Origin of the sequence: Streptomyces pimonensis (assembly GCF_041380215.1) — a bacterium.
GTDB classification, from domain to species: domain Bacteria; phylum Actinomycetota; class Actinomycetes; order Streptomycetales; family Streptomycetaceae; genus Streptomyces; species Streptomyces pimonensis.
In genome coordinates this window covers 136,569-158,891 of sequence record NZ_JAHWZY010000007.1, presented here as the reverse complement: position 1 = coordinate 158,891, position 22,323 = coordinate 136,569, and the positions used below count along the sequence as shown (strand labels likewise).

The following is a 22,323-nucleotide window of genomic DNA, read 5'->3' as shown; positions in this document are numbered from 1 at the left end:
GATCCGCACCTGACGGCGCGGCCGGACCCGCCCCTCGGGCATGTCCGGGGCCGGACGGGAGGACGGTAGGAATCCGGACAACCACGCAGCGCGATGCCTTCCCCGGACCTCCCCGTGACCTTCCGCCGGGCGGGGGTGACAATGGCGGGAACACCCCCTTATCGCGTGCGGGAGGAACCGAGGGGCCCGCAGGGCTGCTGGCGTGAACTGGCGGGTCGGCGCCGTTCGCGTGTGACGGCGACGTGACAGGCGCCTGAAACGGTTTGCCGAACATGCGTAGGGTGCAGACAGCTCACGACGAGGAGTGCGCCGGACGGGCGGCACGGGGTACGGGACGATCGGCGGAGGAGGGAGCCGGAGCGATGGGCGATCACAAGGAACAGCCCCTGCGGGTGGGCGCGGCCGTGCGGCGGCGCCGCCGCGCGCTGGATCTCACCCTCGCCGTCGTGGCCGAGCGCAGCGGCCTGTCGGTCCCGTTCCTCAGCCAGATCGAGAACGAGCGGGCGCGCCCCAGCCAGAGCTCCCTGGAGAAGGTCGCCGACGCGCTGCGCACCACCGCCGTGGAGCTCCTCGCCGCCGCCGACCCCGCGTGCAGCGTGGACGTCGTCCGCGCCGAGGGCGCCGAGCCGTGGGCGGAACCGCACGTGCGCTCCCTGGTGCGCGGGCACCATCAGATGCACGCCTCCGAGTTCACCGGCGACCATGACGCCGGCCGTGAACTCCAGTTCCGCAACGACCAGTTGATGTACGTGGCCGACGGCGCCGTGGAGATCGAGGCGGAGGGCCGGGCGTACCGGCTCGGCCGCGGCGACACCCTGTACCTCACCGGAGGCGTCCGGCACCGCTGGCGGGCCACGGTCCCGGAGACACGGCTGCTGGTCGTCGCCGTCGCCGAGCACATCGAGGCGCTGCGGGACAAGCCGCGCCGATGAGTCCCGCCAGGGTCGTCTCCCTCGTCCCGTCGCTGACGGAGGCGGTGGCGCTCTCCGCCCCCGGCTCCCTGGCCGGCGCCACCGACTGGTGCACGCACCCGGCCGGACTGGACGTCGTACGCGTCGGCGGCACGAAGAACCCGAGGACCGACCGGATCGTCGCCCTCGCCCCCGATCTGGTGATCGCCAACGAGGAGGAGAACCGCGAGCCCGACCTGGCGGCCCTGCGCGCGGAGGGCATCGAGGTGCTGGTGACCGAGGTCCGGACGCTGCCCCAGGCCTTCGGCGAGCTGGACCGGGTGCTCACGGCATGCGGGGCGACCGCCCGCCCCCGCTGGCTCGACGAGGCCGAGGCGGCCTGGGCGGCGCCGCCGGTGCCCGCGGAGCGCCGGACGGCGGTCGTGCCCGTGTGGCGGCGCCCCTGGATGGTGCTGGGCCGGGCCACCTTCGCGGGCGACCTGCTCTCCCGTCTCGGCGTCGACCACCTGTACGCGAGCCACTCCGAGCGCTATCCGCGGATTCCGCTCGACGTGCTGCGCGCGGCCGATCCGGATCTCGTCGTGCTTCCCGACGAGCCCTACCGCTTCACCGCCGACGACGGCCCGGAGGCCTTTCCCGGCCTGCCCTGCGCCCTCGTCGACGGCCGGCACCTCACCTGGTACGGTCCGTCGCTGGCCGGGGCGCCGGCGGTGCTGGGGCGGGCCCTGCGAGCAGCGTTCCGCTGAGCGGGCCGCGCGCCGTGTGCCGGGCGGAGGCGGGCCCGGGGGCCGGCCGGCGGCGCGTACCGGGCGAGCGCCGTCACGGCGGGGACGACCACCACGCCCTCGCGAAGCGCGTTCCCGCCACCGAGGAGCCCCCTCCCTCACGGCATAAGCTGGGCTTATGAGCAGAGCGGACGACCACGACCATCCCGGGCACCGCTCCGCGAGCCCGGGGTCCCTGGCTCACCGGGTGCCGGACCTCGGGGCGCTGGAGCTGCTGCTGGCGGTGGCGCGGCTGGGGAGCCTGGGCGGGGCGGCGCGGGAGGCGGGCATCACCCAGCCCGCGGCCAGCAGCCGGATCCGGTCGATGGAACGGCAGCTCGGTGTGGCCCTGGTCGACCGGTCGCCGCGCGGGTCGCGGCTGACGGCCGCGGGGGCACTGGTCACCGACTGGGCGCGGCGGATCGTGGAGGCGGCGGAGGTCTTCGACGCGGGCGCGCAGGCGCTGCGGGACCGCAGGGACTCGCGGCTGCGGGTGGCGGCGAGCATGACGATCGCCGAGTACCTGCTGCCGGGATGGCTGCTGGCGCTGCGCGCGGACCGGCCGGACACGGCGGTGTCGCTGCTGGCCGGGAACTCCGCGGCGGTGGCGGAGCGGCTGCTGTCGGGGGAGGCGGACGTGGGGTTCGTGGAGGGGCTGACGGTGCCGGCGGGGCTGGATTCCGCGGTGATCGCCCATGACCGACTGATCGTGGTCGCGGCGCCGTCGCACGGGTGGGCCCGCCGGCGGCGGCCGATCGCGGCGGAGGAGCTGGCGAGTACGCCGTTGATCCTGCGGGAGAAGGGTTCGGGGACGCGGCAGGTTCTGGACGCGGCGCTCGGAGGGCTGGCCCGGCCGCTGATCGAGCTGTCCTCGACCACGGCGGTGAAGGCGGCGGCGGTGGGCGGGGCGGGGCCGGCGGTACTGAGCGAGCTCGCGGTGGGGGAGGAGCTGGCGATGCGGCGGCTGGTGCGGATTCCTGTGGACGGGATCGCCCTGGCCCGGGATCTGCGTGCGGTGTGGCCGACGGGGCACCGGCCGACGGGGCCGGCGCGGGACCTGTTGTCGCTGACGCGGGGGTGAGCCCGGCGGGGCCGAGCAGGGGGCGAGTTGTGCGACCCGGTGCCTGCACGTCCCTCGCCGTCATGGACCGCATCATCGAGGGCATCCGCTCGGTCGCCGACACGGCCTCGGGCGGCGGCAGCGGCGGCAGCGGCCCGACGGACCGAGCCGCTACAGGAACGTGTGGCCCTCGCCCCGGTACGTCGGCACGGTCGCCGTCACCGCGTCGTCCTCCACCAGGTGCAGTGCGTCGAACCGTTCGCACAGCTCGCCCGCCTTGGCGTGCCGGAACCACACCTTGTCGCCGATCAGCAGGTCGTCGGCGGGCGAGCCCAGCAGCGGCGTCTGCACCTCGCCGGCCCCCTCCTGGAGGTCGTACCGCAGCCCCTCGGGCAGGTGCGGCACCGGCAGCCGGTCCGCGCCGGGCGCGCCCGACGCCGGATAGCCCCCGCCCAGCACCGTCACCACGCCGACCCCGGGCCGCCGTACGACGGGCAGGGCGAACAGGGCCGCCGGACGCCCGCTGAACGACGTGTAGTTGTCGAACAGGCGTGGTACGTACAGCCCCGAACCAGCCGCGATCTCGGTGACCGCCTTCTCCGCTGCGGTGTGCTGCACACTGCCCGTACCGCCGCCGTTGACGTACTCCAGATCCGGTACGACCGCCCGCACCGCCCGCACCACCGCGGCCCGCCGCCCGGCCAGCTCGCGGCGCGCGGCGGTCTGCATCAGCCGCACCGCGCGCGACCGCAGCGGCCGTCCGGCCACCGCGTCGCCGACACCGGCCACATGACCCTCGTACGCCATGATCCCCACGACCCGGAACCCGGGCCGCCGGGCCACCACGCGCACGAACTCGGCGACCTGGGCGGGGGAGTGCAGCGGGGAGCGCCGGGCGCCGATCCGCACCCGCCCGCCCAGCCGCTTCAGGGACGTGTCCAACTCCAGGCAGACGCGAACCACTTCACCGCCGCCCGCGCGTGAGGCGTCGATCAGGTCCAACTGCGCCGGATCGTCGACCATGACCGTGACGGCGGCGGCGAGCTTGGGATCGGCGGCGAGCTCGGCGTAGCGGGCGCGGTCGGCGGAGGGGTAGGCCAGCAGGACGTCGTCGAAACCGGAGCGGGCCAGCCACAGGGACTCGGCGAGGGTGAACGACATGACGCCCGCGAAACCGTCCCGGGCGAGGACCCGTTCGAGCAGCGAACGGCAGCGTACGGACTTGCTCGCGACCCGCACCGGTTTCCCGCCCGCCCTGCGGACCAGATCGTCCGCGTTGGCGTCGAAGGCCTCCAGGTCCACGATCGCGAAGGGGGCGTCGAGGTGGGCGGTGGCCCGGTCGTAACGGGCCCGGCCGGCGGCGCGCGCAGTCATGTGGGCAGCCTGCCAGACGGGGTTACCGCACGGTAGGGGATGTTCCGGGCAGATGCCGCGGCCCTGCGGACTGGTTCCCGTTCGACGCGGACCACGCCGTAGAGTGACGCGCACGCACGGCGGAACGGGACCGGCCGGACGGCCGGGCCGGGATGACGCGCCGTCCGTGCGGGTATCTGTGCCCGGGACGAGTCCGTGCCGGGCGGGCACGACGAAACGGGGGGTGCATGAGCACCGAAGCGCGCCGCACCTCGCGCCCCACCGTCCCCCCGCGCCCCGTGCACCCGCCGAAACCGGTCGGGTCCGGCACGGAGGAAGGGAAGGGCCCGGACGACGCGGCCCGCTGCACGGCCCCGGGGGCCGGCGTCCCCCGGGGCGGTGCCACCGGCGGCTCCGGCCCCTTCACCCCCCGCGAACCGGCCCCCACGGACGCCGACGGCCCCCGGGGGGAGACCTCACGCGGTGCGGGCGCGTTCGGGCCGGGCGAGCCCGCCCGTGCGGACGCCGACGGCGCGGACGTGCCGCGCGGGCGCACCTCTGGTGGATCCGGCGCGTTCGGGATCCGTGGGCCCGCGCGCCCGTCGGACGGGGACACGGGGCCGGACGGGGACGGCGCGGGCGGTTCTTCGGCGCCCCGGCCGCGTTTCCCGGGCTTCGGTGAGGACGTCTCCACCGGTACGGCCCCCGCCGCGCCCCCGCCTCCGCGTGCCTCCGCCCGCTTCCCCGACACGCCGCCGACCGCAGGCCGGGGCACGCGGTCCCCGGGTGGTTCGCCCTCCGTACCGTCGCGGCCCGCCCGCCGGCCCACCGCGCGCGGCACGGACGTCCCTTCCGAAACCGAGTCGGAGACCACCACCCGCCTGCGCGCCGTACGGCCGGACCCGGGCGGACCGCGCCGTGCGGGCACACCGTCCGGCGCACGTCGGGGCCCCGGCGACGCGAACCGTTCCGGGACGGACCCGGCGTACGGGCCGCCCCGCCCCGCGCGGCGGCCCGGCGTCGGCGACTTCGCCCCGGACGTGCGGCCGGGTACCGGCGCGGGGCCGGCGGACGCCCCCGGCCCCGCCCTCTCCTGGAGTGCCCCCATGACGCCGGGCGGACGGCCCCTGGTGTCGTTCGGGGAGCCGGAGGGGTACGGCGAGAGCGCGCGGCCCCGGCCGCTCGGCCGGCGGGGACGGGCACAGGCCGTCGCGGCCGCAGCCTGTCTCGTCCTCGGGACGGGACTCATCGGCGGAGCCGTCACCGGAAGCCGGCTCGCCGGCGGCTTTGACGCGCCCGGCGTCCCGCACGGCTTCGCCGCCGTCCGGACCATGTGGCACAGCGTCCCGGTCGACCAGCTGTTCCCGCCCACCGTGCAGGGCGAGGGTGCCGGTCCCGGCGGTGCCGACCGGACCTGGACCCGCATCGCCGTGGCCTCCGACAGCGGCTGCAGCGGCGCCTTCGACGCCCTGCTGCGCAAGGTCCTCGCCCCCGTCGGCTGCGAGCGCCTGCTGCGCGCCACCTACACCGACGCCACCCAGAGCCATGTCACCACCGTCGGTCTGCTGTTCACCGAGGCCGACGCCGCCGCCATGACCTCCCTCGCCCGCCGTTTCGACGACGAACGCCTGGACCGCCGTACCGACCTGATGCCCCTGCCGTACGCGGCGAAGGGCACCGCCGCGGCCGGATTCGGCGCCGGACAGCGCGCCGCCTGGGCGATCTCCGTCCTCACGGACGCTCCCGCCGTCGTCTACGCCGTCACCGGCTGGGCCGACGGGCGCACCGTCGGCACCCCGCAACCCGCCGAGGACGCCATGGAGTCCGGAGCCACCACCGCCCCCGCCCAGGCAGGTCTCGGCCACGAGGCCCGGGGCCTCGCCGACCGTGTCGAACGCGGCCTGCGCAAGAAGGCCGACAGCGTCACGGAGCAGCCGTCATGAGGCCCGTCACCGGCCGGCGCCCCGCCGCGGCGGCACTCGGCGGCCTCCTCGCCGCCGCCCTCGTGCTCGTCCCCGCCACCGCCGCGCACGCCGACGGCATCCGCGCCCGGCAGTGGTCCCTGGAGGCCATGCACACCGAGGAGGCGTGGCGGACCACGAAGGGCGCGGGCGTCACCGTCGCCGTCCTGGACACCGGCGTCGAGGCCGACCACCCCGACCTCGACGGCAACGTCCTCACCGGCAAGGACCTCGTCGGCTTCGGCGCGAGCGAGGGCGACCGCGCCTGGGCCCGCCACGGCACCGCCATGGCCGGGATCATCGCCGGCCACGGACACGGCCCCGGCAACGCCGACGGCGTCATGGGCATCGCGCCCGAGGCGAGGATCCTCCCCGTCCGGGTGATCCTGGAGGACGGCGACCCCTCCCGCGCCGAGGCCCGCAGGACCCGCGGCAACGCCCTCGCCGAGGGCATCCGCTGGGCCGCCGACCACGGCGCCGACGTCATCAACCTCTCCCTCGGCGACGACTCCGCCTCCGCGCACCCCGAACCCGGCGAGGACCAGGCCATCCAGTACGCCCTGCGCAAGGGCGTCACCGTCGTCGCCTCCGCCGGGAACGGCGGCGAGAAGGGCGACCACGTCTCCTACCCGGCCGCCTACCCGGGCGTCATCGCCGCCACCGCCGTCGACCGCTACGGAACCCGCGCCCCGTTCTCCACCCGCCGCTGGTACGCCACGGTCAGCGCCCCCGGCGTCGACGTGATCATCGCCGACCCCGACCACAAGTACTACGAGGGCTGGGGCACCAGCGCCGCCGCCGCGTTCGTCTCCGGGGCCGTCGCCCTGGTCAGGGCGGCCCATCCGGACCTGACCCCGGCCCAGATCAAGCGGCTCCTGGAGGACACCGCCCGCAACGCCCCCGTCGACGGCCGCGACGACTCCCGCGGCTTCGGCTTCGTCGACCCGGCCGCCGCGATCGAGGCCGCGTCCCGGATGGAGCCGGAGGGCCTGAAGTCGGCGGCGTACGCCGAGAAGTACTTCGGCCCGGGCCCGGAGACCGCCGGCTCCGACGACGACACCGCCGGCTGGGCGGCCCTCCTGGCGGGTGGCGCCGGCGGTGTGCTGCTGGTCGTCGCGGTGGTCCTGTGGCGCGGTCGCCGCATCCGCTACGACGTGGACTGAGTTCCGGCCGCGTCCTTCGCGGCGTCGCCGGTGAACACGGACACCGCCGCCCGCGCCGCGGCCTCGGTCAGCGCGATCCCCTCCTCCTGGGTCGCGTTGCCCCGCGACAGCGCCGCCACCAGGTAGTCGTGGCCGCCGGCCGTCACCCGCCCGATGCTGTTGATCACCCACAGCCCGGTGGTGCTGCGCCGCAGCCAGCCGTTCTTCAACGCCCACGCCGCGCCGTCGGCCGCCGCCGACACGCCCCACCGCTGCCCCGCGGCGATCCGCTCCATCAGCTCCCGCACATACGCCCGCGAGACCTCGCCCAGCTCCGTGTCCGCCGTGCCGAACACCTGCCGCAGCAGCGCGATCTGGTCGGTGGCCGTGGTCTGCGTCAGCCCCCACAGCGGCCCGTCCCCGCCCACCGTCTCCGTCAGCCCGAACCGCTCGTTCGCGGCGTCGAGCCCGTCCGCCGTCCCGATCGCCCGCCACAGCGCCGACGCGGAGTCGTTGTCACTGTTCTCGATCATCGCGACGGCGTACGTCTTCTCCTCGGCGGTCAGCGTCCGCCCCGCGTCCTGCGCCTGGAGCAGCAGCGCCGCCAGGATGTCGACCTTGACGATGCTCGCCGTGTCGAAGACGTCCCCTCCGTACGAGGCGGTCTCCCCGGAGTCCGGGTCGAGCACCGCCACCGACACCTCGGCGCCGTCCGCCACGCCCACCGACTCCATGGCCGCCGCCAGCAGCGCATCCCGGTCCGCCGCCTCCGTCGTACCCCCCACCGTCCCCTCCCCGTCGGCCGTCCGCCAGGCCGACGAGGATACGGTCTCCGCCCGTGGGCGAGCCCAGGAGGTCATGTACATCGTCCCCGCCGCCGTGCCGCACCCGACGGTGAGGAAGGCGAGGGCGAGGGGGAACAGGGCACGACGCCGGGGCCGGCGGGCACGACGGCGCCGCGGTCTGCTGGGGGAGTCCATGGCCGTGATGGTCGGGGCGGTGGCTGTGCGAACCGTGGGACGGAGCTGGGAGCCGGCTCAGATTTCGGTGAGAGGCCGATGAGGAACGCTCTCCGCCCCCCGATAGGCTCGGTGACCGTGGCGAACAAGAACATCCCCGACTCCCCGTTCCGCGACGACGACGGCTCCGCCGACCCCCGGCTGAGCGCCGCGCTCGCCGCCTGGGCCGAGGACGGCAACGCCGTCGGCCCCGTCCTGGAGGCACTCAGGGGCGCCCGGCTGCTCGTCCCCGTCGTGGCCCTGCTCGGCGAGGTGGAGGAGGACGAGGAGGAGAAGCGGAAGGGCGGTGGCGGGAGACGGGGGAGCGCGCTGCGCCGCGAGAAGACCAGCGACATGGCCGTACCGACCCTGAAGGCCGGCGGACGTACCGCCCTGCCCGCCTTCACGTCCACCGAGTCGCTCGCCCGCTGGGACCCGGCGGCCCGCCCCGTCGCCGTACCGCTGCTCCAGGCGTTGCAGGCCGCCGCGCACGAGAAGGCGGACACGGTCGTCCTGGACGTGTCCGGCCCGGTGCCCTTCGAGCTGACCGGTCCCGCGCTGCTCGCCCTCGCCGAGGGCCGCACCAGCACCGACCCGCTGGCCGACCCGGCCGTCGCCCGGGCGGTACGGGACGTCGTCGCCGCGGAGCCCGCCGTGCTGCGGGCCCATCTCGGACCGGGGCAGGCCGACGGCACCCTCGCCCTGGTCCTCGACCCGGACGCCTCCGTCGCCGAGGCCGCCCGTGCCGTGGCCCGGCGGCTCGCCGCCGACGAAACACTGAGGGCCCGCCTGATGCGCGGCCTCGACCTGGCAGTCCTGCCGGCCGGGACCACGCCTCCGGGCGAGCCCCTGTACGTACGTCCCTGACGTCCTAGCCGTAGAGCGGCCCGGTGTACTTCTCACCCGGACCCTGGCCGGGCTCGTCCGGGACCAGGGAGGCCTCGCGGAACGCCAGCTGCAGCGACTTCAGACCGTCGCGCAGCGGTGCCGCGTGGAACGAGCTGATCTCCGTCGCGGAGGCGTCCAGCAGACCGGCCAGCGCGTGCACCAGCTTGCGGGCCTCGTCCAGGTCCTTGAACGTGTCGCCCTCCTCGGTCAGACCGAGCTTCACGGCGGCGGCGCTCATCAGATTGACGGCGACCGTCACGATCACCTCGACGGCCGGGACCTCGGCGATGTCGCGGGCCATGGCGTCGAAGTCGGGGCTGCCGGGGGTCTCGGGGGTGTCCGAGGGAGAGGTGTCACTCATGCCCCACACGATAGGCGCAGCGGGACGCCCTCTTGACGGCAGGAGGCGGGAGACGCCCGGTTGGTGCGCCACACCGGGAGCTGCTAACCTTGTGTAACGACCGGTCGGACCCGTATGCCCCACGGCACGCGAGTTCGGCCCATAAGTGGAGGCTTCGAACTCCCACCTGGCCGCCCCGAGGGCGGCGGGTCACCGGTCAGGCGGTCCCGTCCCCGAGGCGGCGATCCGCCCGATGACGCGCCCCGCGGTCCCCGTGGCGGTGCTCCGGTAGTTCGAGGAGCCCCGCCTGTGATCGTCCGGGGCGTTTTCTTTGCCTCGGCGCGGTCAGGTCTAACGAATACAGACGTTACGCGACTGTCCGCCAGACCGTCGCGTGGTGCTACCGAGGAGGATCCATCAGCGCCGAGCCCCGCATCAACGACCGGATTCGCGTTCCCGAGGTGCGACTTGTCGGTCCCAGCGGCGAGCAGGTCGGGATTGTCCCGCTTGCCAAGGCCCTGGAGCTTGCGCAGGAGTACGACCTCGACCTCGTCGAGGTCGCGGCGAACGCCCGTCCGCCAGTGTGCAAGCTCATGGACTACGGGAAGTTCAAGTACGAGTCGGCCATGAAGGCCCGTGAGGCGCGCAAGAACCAGGCGCACACGGTCATCAAGGAGATGAAGCTCCGGCCGAAGATCGACCCGCACGACTATGACACCAAGAAGGGTCACGTCGTCCGGTTCCTCAAGCAGGGCGACAAGGTCAAGATCACGATCATGTTCCGTGGTCGCGAGCAGTCCAGGCCGGAACTCGGCTACCGGCTGCTGCAGCGTCTCGCGGAGGACGTGGCCGACCTCGGGTTCGTGGAGTCGAACCCGAAGCAGGACGGCCGCAACATGATCATGGTTCTCGGTCCGCACAAGAAGAAGACCGAGGCGATGGCCGAGGCTCGTCAGGCGCAGGAAGCCCGCAAGGCGGAGGCGAAGGCCAACCCCGGCAAGTCGCAGAACGCCGCGGACGCCGAGGACGCCGAGGCTCAGCCGGCCGAGGAACCTGCCGAGGCGTGACTCCCGGGGGTGCGAACCCCAGGAAGCAAACCGATACAAGTATGACGCTCCACCGTGCCCGGTTCTCATGACCGGGCACCGGAGCGCCACCGACGAGGAGAGAACGGCGCTATGCCGAAGAACAAGTCGCACAGCGGTGCCAGCAAGCGCTTCAAGATCACCGGCTCCGGCAAGGTGCTCCGTGAGCGTGCCGGCAAGCGCCACCTGCTCGAGCACAAGTCGTCCCGCGTGACGCGTCGCCTCACCGGCAACGCCGAGATGGCCCCGGGCGACGCCGCGAAGATCAAGAAGCTTCTCGGCAAGTGAGACCGGGCGCCCAGCGCCTGATCCACCCACACCGGGACCCAATCGTTTCCGGGCCGTGTGAGGACAACCACGGCCCCGCTACAAGGAGTTAACAAGTGGCACGCGTCAAGCGGGCAGTCAACGCCCACAAGAAGCGCCGGGCGATCCTCGAGCAGGCCTCCGGCTACCGTGGTCAGCGTTCGCGCCTGTACCGCAAGGCCAAGGAGCAGGTCACTCACTCGCTGGTCTACAACTACAACGACCGCAAGAAGCGCAAGGGTGACTTCCGTCAGCTGTGGATCCAGCGCATCAACGCCGCTGCCCGCGCCAACGGCATCACGTACAACCGCTTCATCCAGGGTCTGAAGGCCGCGAACGTCGAGGTCGACCGCAAGATCCTGGCCGAGCTGGCCGTCAACGACGCCGCCGCGTTCGCCGCGCTCGTCGAGGTCGCGCAGAAGGCGCTGCCGGCGGACGTGAACGCGCCCAAGGCGGCGTGAACACCGCGTCGGTCTGAGACCGACGTGACTTTCCGGGACCCGCAGGCTTCGTGGCTTGCGGGTCCTGTTGTTGCCGGGGCGCCGGCCGTCGTCCGGCTGCAGGTCCGTCGTGGCCGACCGCGCCCGCGCGGCGGAGCCGCAGGTCGATACGGCCCCGGGTAGCCGTACTGCCGCGTGTCGAGAGCTTCCGAAGGTGAAGAAAATGGCCCCCGTCAGCCCTGAGCTGATCTCCCCCCGTTCCTCCCGTGTCGCCGCCGCCCGGCGACTCGCCCGGCGGAACTTCCGTGGGAAGGAGCGGCTGTTCCTCGCCGAGGGGCCGCAGGCCGTGCGGGAGGCCGCCGGGCACCGGGGCGGGAGCACCGCCACGCTCGTGGAGCTGTTCACCACCGCCGAGGCCGCCGAGCGGTACGCCGACATCGTCGGGGCGGCCCGGGACGCCGGGGCCCGGGTGCACCTCGCCTCCGAGGACGTCATCGCCGACATCTCCACCACCGTCACCCCGCAGGGGCTCGTCGGGATCTGCCGGTTCCTGGACACGCCGTTCGAGGAGATCCTCGCTGCCCGGCCCCGCCTCGTCGCCGTCCTCGCCCACGTACGCGACCCCGGGAACGCCGGTACCGTGCTGCGGTGCGCCGACGCGGCCGGAGCCGAGGCCGTCGTCCTCACCGACGCCTCCGTCGACCTGTACAACCCCAAGGCCGTACGCGCCTCCGTCGGTTCCCTGTTCCACCTGCCCGTCGCCGTGGGCGTCCCCGTCGAACAGGCCGTGACCGGACTGCGGGACGCGGGCGTGCGGCTGCTCGCCGCCGACGGCGCCGGGGACCGGGACCTCGACGACGAGCTCGACAAGGGCACCATGGGCGGGCCCACCGCCTGGGTCTTCGGCAACGAGGCGTGGGGCCTGCCCGAGGAGACCCGCGTCCTCACCGACGCCGTCGTCCGCGTCCCGATCCACGGAAAGGCGGAGAGCCTGAACCTCGCCACCGCCGCCGCCGTATGTCTCTACGCGTCGGCGCGTGCACAGCGCGCCGCCGGAGGGTGCCGCTCCGTCACCGGGAGCTAGTAGGGTGACCAGCTCGGGGACCCTCCCCCAAGCTCTCGGCAGGGCTCGAGCACGGGGCGCCCCGAGGACGTTCCGAGAGGTGGGGTACGGGGATGAGCGTCGGCACGAGCAGCGCACCGGGAGCGGAGCGGCCGGCGCGCCCGCCCGCGCCCCGGCCCGGTGATCTCGCCGGACTCGGCATCGATCCCGACCAGCTGCCCGACGGGCTCGTCGTCGCCGACGAACACGGACGGGTGATCTGCTTCAACGCCGCCGCCGCCCGCATCACCGCCGTGCCCGCCGGACGGGCCCTCGGGCAGCCGCTGGAGACCGCCCTGCCCCTGGAGGACCTGGAGGGCCGCCGCTGGTGGCAGCTCACCGACCCCTACGGCGGCCTCGCCATCCGGGTCCGCCAGCCCGAACGCAACCTGCTGCTCCCCGGCGGCCGGGAAGTCCTCGTCTCCGCCCGCTACCTCCGCGCCGAACCCACCGGCCCGGTCCGCCGCGTCGTCGTCGCCCTGCGTGACACCGAGGCACGGCGCCGCACCGAGCGCAGCCACGCCGAGCTGATCGCCACCGTCGCCCACGAACTGCGCTCCCCGCTCACCTCCGTCAAGGGCTTCACCGCCACCCTGCTCGCCAAGTGGGAGCGGTTCACCGACGACCAGAAACGGCTGATGCTGGAGACCGTCGACGCCGACGCCGACCGGGTCACCCGGCTCATCGCCGAGCTGCTCGACATATCCCGCATCGACTCCGGGCGCCTGGAGGTGCGCCGCCAGCCCGTCGACATCGGGGCCGCCGTCGGACGGCACATCCAGGCCCACGTCGCCGCCGGGCAGCGGGCCGACCGCTTCCTGCTGAGGGTGCAGCGCCCGCTGCCCGAGCTGTGGGCCGATCCCGACAAGATCGACCAGGTGCTCGGCAACCTGCTGGAAAATGCGGTGCGGCACGGCGAGGGAACCGTCACGATCGACATCACGCCCTCGGCGTCCCCCCGCGAACGGGAGGACGCCGGCACGTCGGTCACGGTGAGCGACGAGGGGCCCGGCATTCCGGAGGAGTCCATGAACCGCGTCTTCACCCGCTTCTGGCGGGGCAGCAAGCGCGGCGGGACGGGCCTCGGGCTGTACATCGTCAAGGGCATCGTCGAAGCCCACGGCGGCACCATCACGGTCGGACGCGCCCCCGGAGGCGGCGCGCAGTTCCGATTTACGTTGCCCGTGGCGGCGCCCGCGTATCTCACCTGAGATCCGGCCCCCGCCCCACGGGCGCATTCGCCTGCCCCGGCACCGTTAGACTCGTCCTTTGGCACCTTTGTGTCCCAAAAACCTGGACGCACCGTCCACGAGTCGGTACGGGGACCGTCAGCCAGCCAATCGGAAGCACGGGAAGAGATGTCGGCACCCAATAAGTCGTACGACCCTGTCGAGGTCGAGGCGTTGAAACCGGAAGAGATCGAGCGCATGCGGGACGAGGCGCTCGCCGCCTTCGCCGCCGCGGACTCCCTCGACGCGCTCCAGGAGGCCAAGGTCGCCCACACCGGCGGCACCTCCCCGCTGGCGCTGGCCAATCGCGAGATCGGCGCCCTGCCGCCGCACGCCAAGGCCGACGCCGGCAAGCGCGTCGGCCAGGCGCGCGGTGCCGTGAACAAGGGGCTCGCCGCCCGCCAGGCCGAGCTCGAGGCCGAGCGCGACGCGCGCGTCCTGGTCGAGGAGGCCGTGGACGTCACGCTGCCCTACGACCGCGTCCCGGCCGGCGCCCGCCACCCGCTCACCACGTTGTCGGAGCGTATCGAGGACATCTTCGTGGCCATGGGCTACGAGGTCGCCGAGGGTCCCCAGGCCGAGGCCGAGTGGTTCAACTTCGACGCCCTCAACATCGGCCCGGACCACCCGGCCCGCGGCGAGGCCGACACCTTCTTCGTGCAGGGCCCCGAGGGCGGCACCGAGTCCGGCGTCGTGCTGCGCACCCACACCTCGCCCGTGCAGATCCGCTCCCTGCTCGACCGCGAACTGCCGGTCTACGTGATCTGCCCCGGCCGCGTGTACCGCACCGACGAACTGGACGCCACGCACACCCCCGTCTTCCACCAGGTCGAGCTGCTCGCCGTGGACGAGGGCCTGACCATGGCAGACCTCAAGGGCACCCTGGACCACATGGTCCAGTCGCTGTTCGGCGCGGAGATGAAGACCCGGCTGCGGCCGAACTTCTTCCCCTTCACCGAGCCGAGCGCCGAGATGGACATGCTCTGCTACGTCTGCAAGGGCGCGTCCGTCGGCGACCCCGACCGGCCCTGCCGCACCTGCTCGTCCGAGGGCTGGATCGAGCTCGGCGGCTGCGGCATGGTCAACCCGCGGGTACTCACCGCCTGCGGCGTCGACCCCGGGAAGTACAGCGGCTTCGCCTTCGGGTTCGGCATCGAGCGGATGCTGATGTTCCGCCACAACGTCGAGGACATGCGAGACATGGTCGAGGGTGACGTCCGGTTCACCCGGCCGTTCGGGATGGAGATCTGATGCGGATCCCGCTTTCTTGGCTGCGGGAGTACGTCGACCTGCCGGCGACGGAGACCGGCCGTGACGTACAGGCCAAGCTCATTTCGGCCGGGCTCGAGGTCGAGACAGTCGAGCGCCTCGGCGCCGACCTCAAGGGCCCCCTCGTCGTCGGTCAGGTGCTGACCGTCGAGGAGCTGGAGGGCTTCAAGAAGCCGATCCGCTTCTGCACCGTCGACGTGGGCCGGGCCAACGGCACGGGTGAGCCCCAGGAGATCGTCTGCGGCGCCCGCAACTTCGCCGTCGGCGACAAGGTCGTCGTGGTCCTCCCCGGCGCCACCCTGCCCGGGGGCTTCACGATCAGCGCGCGCAAGACCTACGGCAAGACGTCCCACGGCATGATCTGCTCCAGCGACGAGCTGGGCATGGGCGACGACGGCACGCACGGCATCATCGTGCTGCCGCCGGAGACCGAGGTCGGCAAGGACGCCGTCGAGCTCCTCGAACTGGTCGACGAGGTCCTGGACATCGCCGTCACCGCCAACCGCGGCGACTGCCTGTCCATCCGCGGCGTGGCCCGCGAGACCGCCATCGCCTACGGCCTGCCGCTGCGCGACCCGGCCCTGCTCGACGTGCCGGGGCCGAACGCCTTCGGCTACCCGGTGAAGGTCTCCGACCCGGCCGGCTGCGACCGCTTCACCGCCCGCACGGTGACCGGCCTCAGCCCCGAGGCACGCTCCCCGATCTGGCTGAAGCGCCGGCTCCAGAAGGTCGGCGTGCGCCCGGTCTCACTCGCCGTCGACGTCACCAACTACGTGATGATGGAGCTCGGCCAGCCGCTGCACGCGTACGACCGGAAGCTGGTCCAGGGCACCATCGGGGTGCGCCGGGCCGAGGAGGGCGAGAGGATCGTCACCCTCGACGGCGTCGAGCGGAAGCTGCACGCCGAGGACCTGGTCATCACCGACGACCGCGGCCCCATCGGGCTGGCCGGCGTCATGGGCGGCGCCAACACGGAGATCGCCGATCACAGCGACACCGAGAACGCGACGAGTGACGTGGTCATCGAGGCCGCCCACTTCGACCAGGTCTCCATCGCGCGCACCGCCCGCCGCCACAAGCTGTCCTCCGAGGCGTCCCGCCGCTTCGAGCGCGGCGTCGACCCGCAGGCCGCCGCCGCTGCCGCGCAGCGCACCGTCGACCTGCTGGTGCTGCTCGCGGGCGGCACCGCCGAGGCCGGCGTCACCGAGGTCGTCGCCCCGAGCGCGCCGCACACCATCGCCGTCCCCGCCGACCACCCGGACCGGGTCGCGGGCGTGACGTACGGCCGCGAGACCGTCGTACGCCGCCTCCAGGAGGTCGGCTGCGACGTGTACGGGCAGGACGAGCTCATCGTCACCGTCCCGTCCTGGCGGCCCGACCTCACCGACCCCAACGACCTGGCCGAAGAGGTCATCCGCCTGGAGGGCTACGAGAACCTGCCCTCCACGCTGCCGAAGCCCCCGGCGGGCCGCGGTCTCACCGCCCGCCAGCGTCTGCACCGCCGTGTCGGCCGGGCCCTGGCCGGGGCCGGCTACGTCGAGGCGCTGAACTACCCGTTCGTCAGCGAGCAGGTCTTCGACCAGCTCGGTCTGGAGGCCGACGACCCGGCCCGCCGTGTCGTCAAGCTGGTGAACCCGCTCAGCGACGAGGAGCCCGCGCTGCGCACCTCGCTGCTGCCGGGCCTGCTCGGCGCACTGCGCCGCAACGACGGCCGGGGCTCGCACGACCTCGCGCTGTTCGAGACCGGCCTGGTCTTCCATCCGCGCGAGGAGCAGCGGGTCGCCGCGAACCTGTCCGTGGACCGGCGCCCCAGCGAGGACGACATCGCCGCGCTGGACGCCGCGCTGCCCCACCAGCCGCGGCACGTCGCCGTCGTGCTGACCGGGGCCCGCGAGCAGGCCGGCTGGTGGGGCAGGGGCCGCCCGGCCGACTGGGCCGACGCGGTCGAGGCCGCCCGGACCGTCGCCCGCGAGGCCGGCGCCGAACTGGGCGTCCGCAAGGGCCAGTACGGGCCGTGGCACCCGGGCCGCTGCGCCGAGCTGACCGTCGTCGTCGACGGCGCCGAGCGCGTCATCGGCCACGCCGGTGAGCTGCACCCGCGCGTCCTGAAGACCCTGGGCCTGCCCGCGCGCAGCTGCGCGATGGAGCTGGACCTGGACGCCCTGGAGCAGGCCGGCGACGACACACCGCAGGCGCCGGGCATCTCCACCTTCCCGGTCGCCACGCAGGACGTCGCGCTGGTCGTCGACGCGTTCGTGCCCGCCTCGGACGTCGAGGCGGCGCTGCGCGAGGGCGCCGGTGAACTGCTGGAATCCATCCGTCTGTTCGATGTGTACGAGAACGCCGAGCAGCTGGGCGAGGGCCGCAAGTCCCTGGCGTACGCGCTGCGCTTCCGCGCGAGTGACCGCACGCTGACCGTCGACGAGGCCTCGGCGGCCCGCGAATCGGCGGTCACCCTCGCGGGCGACCGCACCGGAGCGGTCCTGAGGAGCTAGCGCCCACTGGGCTCCGTCCGCCGCTTTCCGGTCCGGTCCGGTACCACCAGCCCGTCCGGCGTTCGAGGACGAGGTCCGTTCAGGGCCGAAGGGGGTCCGGGGGCGAAGCCCGCGGGGACGGAAGGGGCGGCGAGGGCGAAGCCCGCAGGGGCGGGAACCCATGCTCCACAGCCGCCCGCGCGGGTGACCGCGCACCGGAGCCGGCCCACGGGGCCGGTGACCGCCTCCTTCCAGGGTGCGAGGGGCACGACACGCGCTCCTCGCACCCCCACATCCCTCATCCCGCCGGTCACCTCACTCGTTCGGGTGACTATTCGAGGTGATGCGTCCGGATCAGGTCATGCGGCCGACAGAATCGGACCGGCCTCTCGAGGCCGGTCTGCGCTGTCCGGGCCTATTGGGGGGCCATCGGCATGATCCGTTTCAAGCCCGGGGCTCCCCGCAGGGTGCTGTCCCGGTTCCTGTCCTCACGCGTGCCCACCCTCGCGGTGCCCACGGCCTTGGGCGCCACCGCGGTCGCCTACCGGCTGACCTGCCCGCTCGCCCACGACGACGCTCTCGGTGCGCGCCTCGTCAGCAGCGCCGTGATGTGCGTGATCATCACCGGCCTGGTGATGCACGTCCGGCACCGCCTGCTGCGCGAACTGCGGCGGGCCCGCCAGGTCGCGGAGGCCGCGCAGAGCACGCTGCTGCGGCCACCGCCCCCGTGGGTCGACGGCCTGGCCGCCGCCGCGGTCCACCTCTCCGCCGACCCGGGAGCCCGGATCGGCGGCGACCTGTACGAGGTGGTCGCCACCGAGCACGGCGTACGGGTCGTCATCGGTGACGTCCGCGGGCACGGACTCGGAGCCGTACGGACCGTCGCCGCCGTCCTCGGCAGCTTCCGCGAGGCCGCCCACGACGAGGCGGAACTCGCCGGTGTGCTGCGCCGGCTGGAGCGGGCGATGGCCCGGCACCTGCGGGAGCGGGCCCGCGGCGGGCACGACCCGGCGGTCCCCGCCCAGGACGGCCCGCCCGACGAGGAGTTCGTCACCGTCCTGCTGCTGGAGATCCTCCCGGACGGGGGCGTGCGGGCCCTGAACTGCGGCCACCCCTGGCCGCACCTGCTGACCGGAGCACGGGCCGAACCGCTCGCCCGCACCGATCCGCTCCCGCCGCTCGGCCCGTTCCCGCTGCCGTCCGAACTCCCCGCCGTCGTCTGCGGACCCCTGCTGCCCGGCGACGCACTCGTCCTGCACACGGACGGAGTCGAGGAGGCGCGGGACGCCGAGGGACGGTTCCTCCCCCTGCGGGACGTCCTCGCCGAGGCCGCGCGCGAGCACCCGCTCACCGCCCGGTCCGTGCTGCACACGGTCCTCGCGGCGCTGCTGCGGCACACCGTCGGCCCGCCGAAGGACGACGTGGCGCTGCTGATCCTCAGGAACGAGCGGCATGTGGGAAGCACCCCCGCAGGGGGGCGCGCGCCCGAGCGACCGGCCACCACGCATCCGCCGAGCCCCCTCCAGTCCCCGGCGTGACCGGCGGCGCCACGCCGCCCGTCCTGCCACGGAGTGTCGGGCAGGCGGCAGGCAGGCAGCAGGGCGGACGACGTGGAAACGGGCCGCAGGACGCGCCACCGGCTCGCCGGCCCCCGGGTCGCGTCCTGTGGAGACCTCGGAGAGGACTTCGATCGAGGCCCCGACCTCCAGGACGAGTGACTACGCCGGCGACGCCGGGGCCGATCAGTGGCCTGCCGACGGCGGTCTTCGGAGATGGAGGAGCGGGTCGGTGGCGTGGGACGAGTGGGACCGACTGAAGGCCGAAGCGCTGGAACGCCGGCAGGGCGGCACGACACGGACGCAGCTCAACCAGTACCCCGGGCGACTCCGGCCCGGGCTCGGCCCCGACGACGCCCGACAAGGCGGGCGACCTCAACGTCGACCAGCAGGACCTCTCCAGGATCGGCAGCCACGCGTACGCGCTCTACGACCGGCTCCGGGACCAGGCACGCCTGGACAACACGAGCGTCGACGAGGCGGCGAGCGACCTGACCTCGCAGGGATTCGCGCTCGGCTCCGGACTCCAGCACGTGTCGAACCGCTGGTCCACACAGCTGAACAGCGTCCTCGACGCCTGCGCGCACATCTCCAACCACATGCAGGTCACCAAGAGGATCCATAACGGTGACGAGGCCTGCATCCAGCGGCAGATGAGCAGCATCGCCACCCTCGACGCCGACGTGTACTCCGACTGGCAGGCGTTCGGCAAGACGGAGGATTGCGTCGACGAGAAGTGCGGGCAGGAGCTCTACACCGGAATGCAGGCCTACGGTTCCGACCACAGGGACGCCGACGCCATGAAGCGTCTGATCGTCTCCTTCACGAAGGAGGTCGAGAAGTCGGACGAAGGTGACGAAGGAGCATCGTAGGGGGACAGAGGCAGTCCAGGGAACGACGCGGTTCCGCACAGCCGTCGACCCGGCGGGAACGACTGTGGGCCCGACCCGGAACCACCGGGTCGGGCCCACGGCCGCGGTGTCATCCGTAGGTGTAGAACCCCGAGCCCGTCTTGCGGCCCAGCCGGCCCGCGTCGACCATCCGCTGGAGCAGCGGGGGAGCGGCGTACAGCGGCTCCTTGTACTCCTCGTACATCGAGTACGCCACCGAGGCCACCGTGTCCAGGCCGATCAGGTCGGACAGCTTCAGCGGACCCATCGGGTGGGCGCAGCCCATCTCCATGCCGTTGTCGATGTCCTCGCGGCTGGCGATGCCCGACTCGAACATCCGGATCGCGGAGAGCAGGTACGGGATCAGCAGCGCGTTCACCACGAAACCGGAGCGGTCCTGGGCGCGGATCGCGTGCTTGCCCAGCAGTTTCTCGGTGAAGGCCTGGGCGCGGCTCAGCGTGCCCTCGGAGGTGGTGAGCGCCGGGATCAGCTCGACCAGCTTCTGCACCGGGGCCGGGTTGAAGAAGTGGATGCCGATGACGTGGTCGGGCCGCGAGGTGGCGACCGCCAGCTTCACCAGCGGGATGGAGGAGGTGTTGGAGGCCAGGATCGCGTCCGGCCGGGTCACCACCTGGTCGAGGACCTGGAAGATCTCGGTCTTGACCTGCTCGTTCTCGACCACGGCCTCGATCACCAGATCACGGTCGGCGAACTCGCCGAGGTCCGTGGTGAAGCTCAGCCGGTCCTGTGTGGCCGTCAGCTCCTCCTCGGAGATCTTGCCGCGCTCGGCCGCCTTCGACAGGGAGTTGAACAGCCGGGTACGGCCGATCTCCAGGGCCTCGCCGGTGGTCTCGGCGACCCTGACGTCCAGTCCGGCCCGGGCGCACACCTCGGCGATCCCCGCACCCATCTGACCGCAGCCCACCACTCCGACGCGTTCGATGTCGGTCACATCGTTCCCTTCGCTACTGCTTACGGCTGTGGCAGGTCGCCGGGTCCCGGGTCCTGCTCCGTCCGTGCACGTTACTCCGAAGTATTGATGATCGATCGCAGGGGTGGGGCATCCTGGGCGCAGGACCGTGCCCGGCCGGGCGGTCCGCCGGTGTTCAGGGGGGCGTCATGGGGCGGGTGTCACGCAGGATGTTCGCGACGGCGGCGCTGGCCGCGCCGGCGATGGTGCCGCGGGCGTCCGCCGCGCCGCGGCGGCGCGCGGTGCCGGCCGCGACGACCGGCGAGACGCGGGGTGTGTGGGTGGCCACCGTCACCAACCGGGACTGGCCCTCCCGGCCGGGGCTGAGCGTCGCGCGGCAGCGCGCCGAACTGCTCGCCCACCTCGACGCGGCCGTCCGCCACCGCCTCAACACGGTGATCTTCCAGGTGCGGCCCACCGCCGACGCGCTGTGGCCCTCGCCGTACGAGCCGTGGTCGCAGTACCTCACCGGCACCCAGGGCACCCCTCCGGGCTGGGACCCGCTCGGCACGGCCGTCGCGGAGGCCCACGCCCGCGGTCTGGAGCTGCACGCCTGGTTCAACCCGTACCGCGTGGCCCTGCACACCGATCCCGGCCGGCTCGCCGCCTCCCACCCCGCCCGCCGCAACCCCGGCTGGACCGTCCCGTACGGCGGGAAGCTCTACTACAACCCGGGGCTGCCCGAGGTCCGCGCCCTGGTACGGGAGGCGGTGCTCGACGCGGTGCGCCGCTACCCCGTCGACGCGGTCCACTTCGACGACTACTTCTACCCGTACCCGGTGGCCGGCCAGACCTTCGACGACGACCTCGCCTACGACACCCACGGCGGCGGCTTCCCCGACCGGGCGGCCTGGCGGCGGGACAACGTCGACCTGCTGGTGCGCGAGACGGCCGCCGGGATCAAGGAGATCCGGCCCGGCACCCGCTTCGGCATCAGCCCCTTCGGCGTGTGGCGCAACGCAGACGTGGACGAGCGGGGCTCCGACACCCGCGCGGGCGTGCAGACGTACGACGACCTGCACGCCGACACCCGCCGGTGGGCCCGGGAGAACTGGATCGACTACATCTGCCCGCAGCTGTACTGGAACATCGGCTTCGCCGCCGCCGACTACGCGAAGCTGCTCTCCTGGTGGGCCGAGGCCGTCAGGGGCTCCGGGACCCTGCTGTACGCGGGGGAGGCCCTCTACAAGGCGGGCGATCCGGCCCAGCCCGCGGCCTGGCGGGACCCGGCCGAGCTGTCCCGCCACCTCACGTCGGCCGCCGAGCACCCGGAGGTGCGCGGGCATGTCTTCTTCGCCGCCCGCGAGGTGACGGCGGACCCAGTCGGGGCGATGGCGCGGGTGGTCGCCGACCACTACCGGCAGCCGGCCGAGCCCCCGCGCTGACCTAGTGCTGTCGTGTCGCCCTGTGCCGGATCTCGGTGTCGGGGCCGGGCGAGCACACGCCTTCATGTCCGTCCTCGAAGCGGACCCGGTAGGGCGGATCGCCCTTCGGGCCGAGCACTTCGACGATCTCGCCGACCTTGTCGTGCTGGCCGACCACCCTGCCGTGCTGGACAAGCTGGTCGCCCTCGGTTGCGCGCATC

The 22,323-nt window shown here is 73.5% G+C and carries 21 protein-coding genes; 16 read left to right on the top strand and 5 right to left on the bottom strand.

Annotated elements, in window-relative coordinates:
• Positions 1-362: 362 nt before the first annotated feature.
• The 3 genes from KYY02_RS09755 to KYY02_RS09745 all read left to right on the top strand — a co-directional run bounded on the left by KYY02_RS09755 (position 363) and on the right by KYY02_RS09745 (position 2,756).
• Positions 363-932, top strand: a complete 570-nt coding sequence (locus tag KYY02_RS09755; protein ID WP_030835653.1) for a helix-turn-helix domain-containing protein — start codon at positions 363-365, stop codon at positions 930-932.
• The gene (locus tag KYY02_RS09750) at positions 929-1,657 is read left to right on the top strand and encodes a helical backbone metal receptor (protein ID WP_371237297.1); all 729 of its coding nucleotides are present in this window, start codon (positions 929-931) and stop codon (positions 1,655-1,657) included. The genes KYY02_RS09755 and KYY02_RS09750 overlap by 4 nt, the downstream gene beginning before the upstream one ends.
• Positions 1,658-1,814: 157 nt before the next feature.
• Positions 1,815-2,756 carry a LysR family transcriptional regulator gene (locus KYY02_RS09745; RefSeq protein ID WP_371237296.1) on the top strand — a complete coding sequence of 314 codons (942 nt, stop codon included), beginning with the start codon at positions 1,815-1,817 and terminating at the stop codon, positions 2,754-2,756.
• Between the two features lie 150 nt (positions 2,757-2,906).
• Here KYY02_RS09745 and KYY02_RS09740 read toward each other — a convergent pair whose 3' ends face one another.
• Positions 2,907-4,109 (bottom strand): amino acid deaminase/aldolase, encoded by a 1,203-nt coding sequence (locus KYY02_RS09740; RefSeq protein ID WP_371237295.1) that lies wholly within the window; start codon positions 4,107-4,109, stop codon positions 2,907-2,909.
• Between the two features lie 1,085 nt (positions 4,110-5,194).
• On the opposite strand from KYY02_RS09740, the gene KYY02_RS09735 reads away from it, so the two are divergent.
• Together KYY02_RS09735 and mycP are read left to right on the top strand one after the other, a co-directional pair.
• A complete protein-coding gene (locus KYY02_RS09735; protein ID WP_371237294.1) occupies positions 5,195-6,031 on the top strand; it encodes a hypothetical protein in 837 nt (278 codons plus the stop codon).
• On the top strand, positions 6,028-7,212 hold the full coding sequence (gene mycP / locus KYY02_RS09730; RefSeq protein WP_371237293.1) for a type VII secretion-associated serine protease mycosin: 1,185 nt from the start codon (positions 6,028-6,030) through the stop codon (positions 7,210-7,212). The genes KYY02_RS09735 and mycP overlap by 4 nt, the downstream gene beginning before the upstream one ends.
• On the opposite strand, the gene KYY02_RS09725 is transcribed toward mycP, so the two are convergent.
• Positions 7,197-8,171 carry a serine hydrolase gene (locus KYY02_RS09725; protein WP_371237292.1) on the bottom strand — a complete coding sequence of 325 codons (975 nt, stop codon included), beginning with the start codon at positions 8,169-8,171 and terminating at the stop codon, positions 7,197-7,199. The genes mycP and KYY02_RS09725 overlap by 16 nt on opposite strands.
• A 117-nt stretch (positions 8,172-8,288) precedes the next feature.
• Between KYY02_RS09725 and KYY02_RS09720 the strand changes: the two genes are divergently transcribed.
• Positions 8,289-9,056: an SseB family protein gene (locus tag KYY02_RS09720; protein ID WP_371237290.1), complete on the top strand. Its 768-nt coding sequence runs from the start codon at positions 8,289-8,291 to the stop codon at positions 9,054-9,056.
• Between the two features lie 4 nt (positions 9,057-9,060).
• On the opposite strand, the gene KYY02_RS09715 is transcribed toward KYY02_RS09720, so the two are convergent.
• Positions 9,061-9,438 (bottom strand): DUF1844 domain-containing protein, encoded by a 378-nt coding sequence (locus KYY02_RS09715; RefSeq protein WP_371237288.1) that lies wholly within the window; start codon positions 9,436-9,438, stop codon positions 9,061-9,063.
• A 395-nt stretch (positions 9,439-9,833) separates the two neighbouring features.
• Here KYY02_RS09715 and infC point away from each other — a divergent pair, with 395 nt between their 5' ends.
• From infC to KYY02_RS09670, 9 genes are all read left to right on the top strand, one after another.
• On the top strand, positions 9,834-10,484 hold the full coding sequence (gene infC, locus KYY02_RS09710) for a translation initiation factor IF-3 (protein ID WP_371237422.1): 651 nt from the start codon (positions 9,834-9,836) through the stop codon (positions 10,482-10,484).
• 111 nt (positions 10,485-10,595) lie between these two features.
• Positions 10,596-10,790, top strand: a complete 195-nt coding sequence (gene rpmI, locus KYY02_RS09705; protein WP_003977225.1) for a 50S ribosomal protein L35 — start codon at positions 10,596-10,598, stop codon at positions 10,788-10,790.
• A 95-nt stretch (positions 10,791-10,885) separates the two neighbouring features.
• Positions 10,886-11,269, top strand: coding sequence for a 50S ribosomal protein L20 (gene rplT, locus KYY02_RS09700; RefSeq protein ID WP_371237287.1), 384 nt, complete (start codon positions 10,886-10,888; stop codon positions 11,267-11,269).
• A gap of 202 nt (positions 11,270-11,471) precedes the next feature.
• Positions 11,472-12,332 carry a TrmH family RNA methyltransferase gene (locus KYY02_RS09695; RefSeq protein WP_371237286.1) on the top strand — a complete coding sequence of 287 codons (861 nt, stop codon included), beginning with the start codon at positions 11,472-11,474 and terminating at the stop codon, positions 12,330-12,332.
• Positions 12,333-12,424: 92 nt separating this feature from the next.
• Positions 12,425-13,561: a sensor histidine kinase gene (locus KYY02_RS09690; RefSeq protein ID WP_371237284.1), complete on the top strand. Its 1,137-nt coding sequence runs from the start codon at positions 12,425-12,427 to the stop codon at positions 13,559-13,561.
• 147 nt (positions 13,562-13,708) lie between these two features.
• A complete protein-coding gene (pheS, locus tag KYY02_RS09685) occupies positions 13,709-14,830 on the top strand; it encodes a phenylalanine--tRNA ligase subunit alpha (protein ID WP_371237282.1) in 1,122 nt (373 codons plus the stop codon).
• Positions 14,830-17,343 (top strand): phenylalanine--tRNA ligase subunit beta, encoded by a 2,514-nt coding sequence (gene pheT, locus KYY02_RS09680; protein ID WP_371237280.1) that lies wholly within the window; start codon positions 14,830-14,832, stop codon positions 17,341-17,343. The genes pheS and pheT overlap by 1 nt, the downstream gene beginning before the upstream one ends.
• Positions 17,344-17,756: 413 nt before the next feature.
• Positions 17,757-18,860: a PP2C family protein-serine/threonine phosphatase gene (locus tag KYY02_RS09675; protein WP_371237278.1), complete on the top strand. Its 1,104-nt coding sequence runs from the start codon at positions 17,757-17,759 to the stop codon at positions 18,858-18,860.
• A gap of 551 nt (positions 18,861-19,411) precedes the next feature.
• On the top strand, positions 19,412-19,750 hold the full coding sequence (locus tag KYY02_RS09670) for a hypothetical protein (protein WP_371237276.1): 339 nt from the start codon (positions 19,412-19,414) through the stop codon (positions 19,748-19,750).
• A gap of 109 nt (positions 19,751-19,859) precedes the next feature.
• On the opposite strand, the gene KYY02_RS09665 is transcribed toward KYY02_RS09670, so the two are convergent.
• Positions 19,860-20,720: a 3-hydroxybutyryl-CoA dehydrogenase gene (locus KYY02_RS09665; protein ID WP_371237274.1), complete on the bottom strand. Its 861-nt coding sequence runs from the start codon at positions 20,718-20,720 to the stop codon at positions 19,860-19,862.
• Between the two features lie 167 nt (positions 20,721-20,887).
• On the opposite strand from KYY02_RS09665, the gene KYY02_RS09660 reads away from it, so the two are divergent.
• Positions 20,888-22,123, top strand: coding sequence for a glycoside hydrolase family 10-like protein (locus KYY02_RS09660; protein WP_442538145.1), 1,236 nt, complete (start codon positions 20,888-20,890; stop codon positions 22,121-22,123).
• 1 nt (position 22,124) lies between these two features.
• Here KYY02_RS09660 and KYY02_RS09655 read toward each other — a convergent pair whose 3' ends face one another.
• Positions 22,125-22,322 carry a DUF1918 domain-containing protein gene (locus tag KYY02_RS09655; protein WP_371237272.1) on the bottom strand — a complete coding sequence of 66 codons (198 nt, stop codon included), beginning with the start codon at positions 22,320-22,322 and terminating at the stop codon, positions 22,125-22,127.
• Between the last annotated feature and the right edge of the window lies 1 nt (position 22,323).

What these genes read in the sequence shown, in the direction of transcription:
- KYY02_RS09755 (WP_030835653.1), top strand. Translation starts at nt 363, where the DNA reads ATGGGCGATCACAAGGAACAGCCCCTGCGGGTGGGCGCGGCCGTGCGG.
- KYY02_RS09750 (WP_371237297.1), top strand. Translation starts at nt 929, where the DNA reads ATGAGTCCCGCCAGGGTCGTCTCCCTCGTCCCGTCGCTGACGGAGGCG.
- KYY02_RS09745 (WP_371237296.1), top strand. Translation starts at nt 1,815, where the DNA reads ATGAGCAGAGCGGACGACCACGACCATCCCGGGCACCGCTCCGCGAGC.
- KYY02_RS09740 (WP_371237295.1), bottom strand. Translation starts at nt 4,109, where the DNA reads ATGACTGCGCGCGCCGCCGGCCGGGCCCGTTACGACCGGGCCACCGCC.
- KYY02_RS09735 (WP_371237294.1), top strand. Translation starts at nt 5,195, where the DNA reads ATGACGCCGGGCGGACGGCCCCTGGTGTCGTTCGGGGAGCCGGAGGGG.
- mycP (WP_371237293.1), top strand. Translation starts at nt 6,028, where the DNA reads ATGAGGCCCGTCACCGGCCGGCGCCCCGCCGCGGCGGCACTCGGCGGC.
- KYY02_RS09725 (WP_371237292.1), bottom strand. Translation starts at nt 8,171, where the DNA reads ATGGACTCCCCCAGCAGACCGCGGCGCCGTCGTGCCCGCCGGCCCCGG.
- KYY02_RS09715 (WP_371237288.1), bottom strand. Translation starts at nt 9,438, where the DNA reads ATGAGTGACACCTCTCCCTCGGACACCCCCGAGACCCCCGGCAGCCCC.
- rpmI (WP_003977225.1), top strand. Translation starts at nt 10,596, where the DNA reads ATGCCGAAGAACAAGTCGCACAGCGGTGCCAGCAAGCGCTTCAAGATC.
- KYY02_RS09695 (WP_371237286.1), top strand. Translation starts at nt 11,472, where the DNA reads ATGGCCCCCGTCAGCCCTGAGCTGATCTCCCCCCGTTCCTCCCGTGTC.
- KYY02_RS09690 (WP_371237284.1), top strand. Translation starts at nt 12,425, where the DNA reads ATGAGCGTCGGCACGAGCAGCGCACCGGGAGCGGAGCGGCCGGCGCGC.
- pheS (WP_371237282.1), top strand. Translation starts at nt 13,709, where the DNA reads ATGTCGGCACCCAATAAGTCGTACGACCCTGTCGAGGTCGAGGCGTTG.
- pheT (WP_371237280.1), top strand. Translation starts at nt 14,830, where the DNA reads ATGCGGATCCCGCTTTCTTGGCTGCGGGAGTACGTCGACCTGCCGGCG.
- KYY02_RS09675 (WP_371237278.1), top strand. Translation starts at nt 17,757, where the DNA reads ATGATCCGTTTCAAGCCCGGGGCTCCCCGCAGGGTGCTGTCCCGGTTC.
- KYY02_RS09660 (WP_442538145.1), top strand. Translation starts at nt 20,888, where the DNA reads ATGGGGCGGGTGTCACGCAGGATGTTCGCGACGGCGGCGCTGGCCGCG.
- KYY02_RS09655 (WP_371237272.1), bottom strand. Translation starts at nt 22,322, where the DNA reads ATGCGCGCAACCGAGGGCGACCAGCTTGTCCAGCACGGCAGGGTGGTC.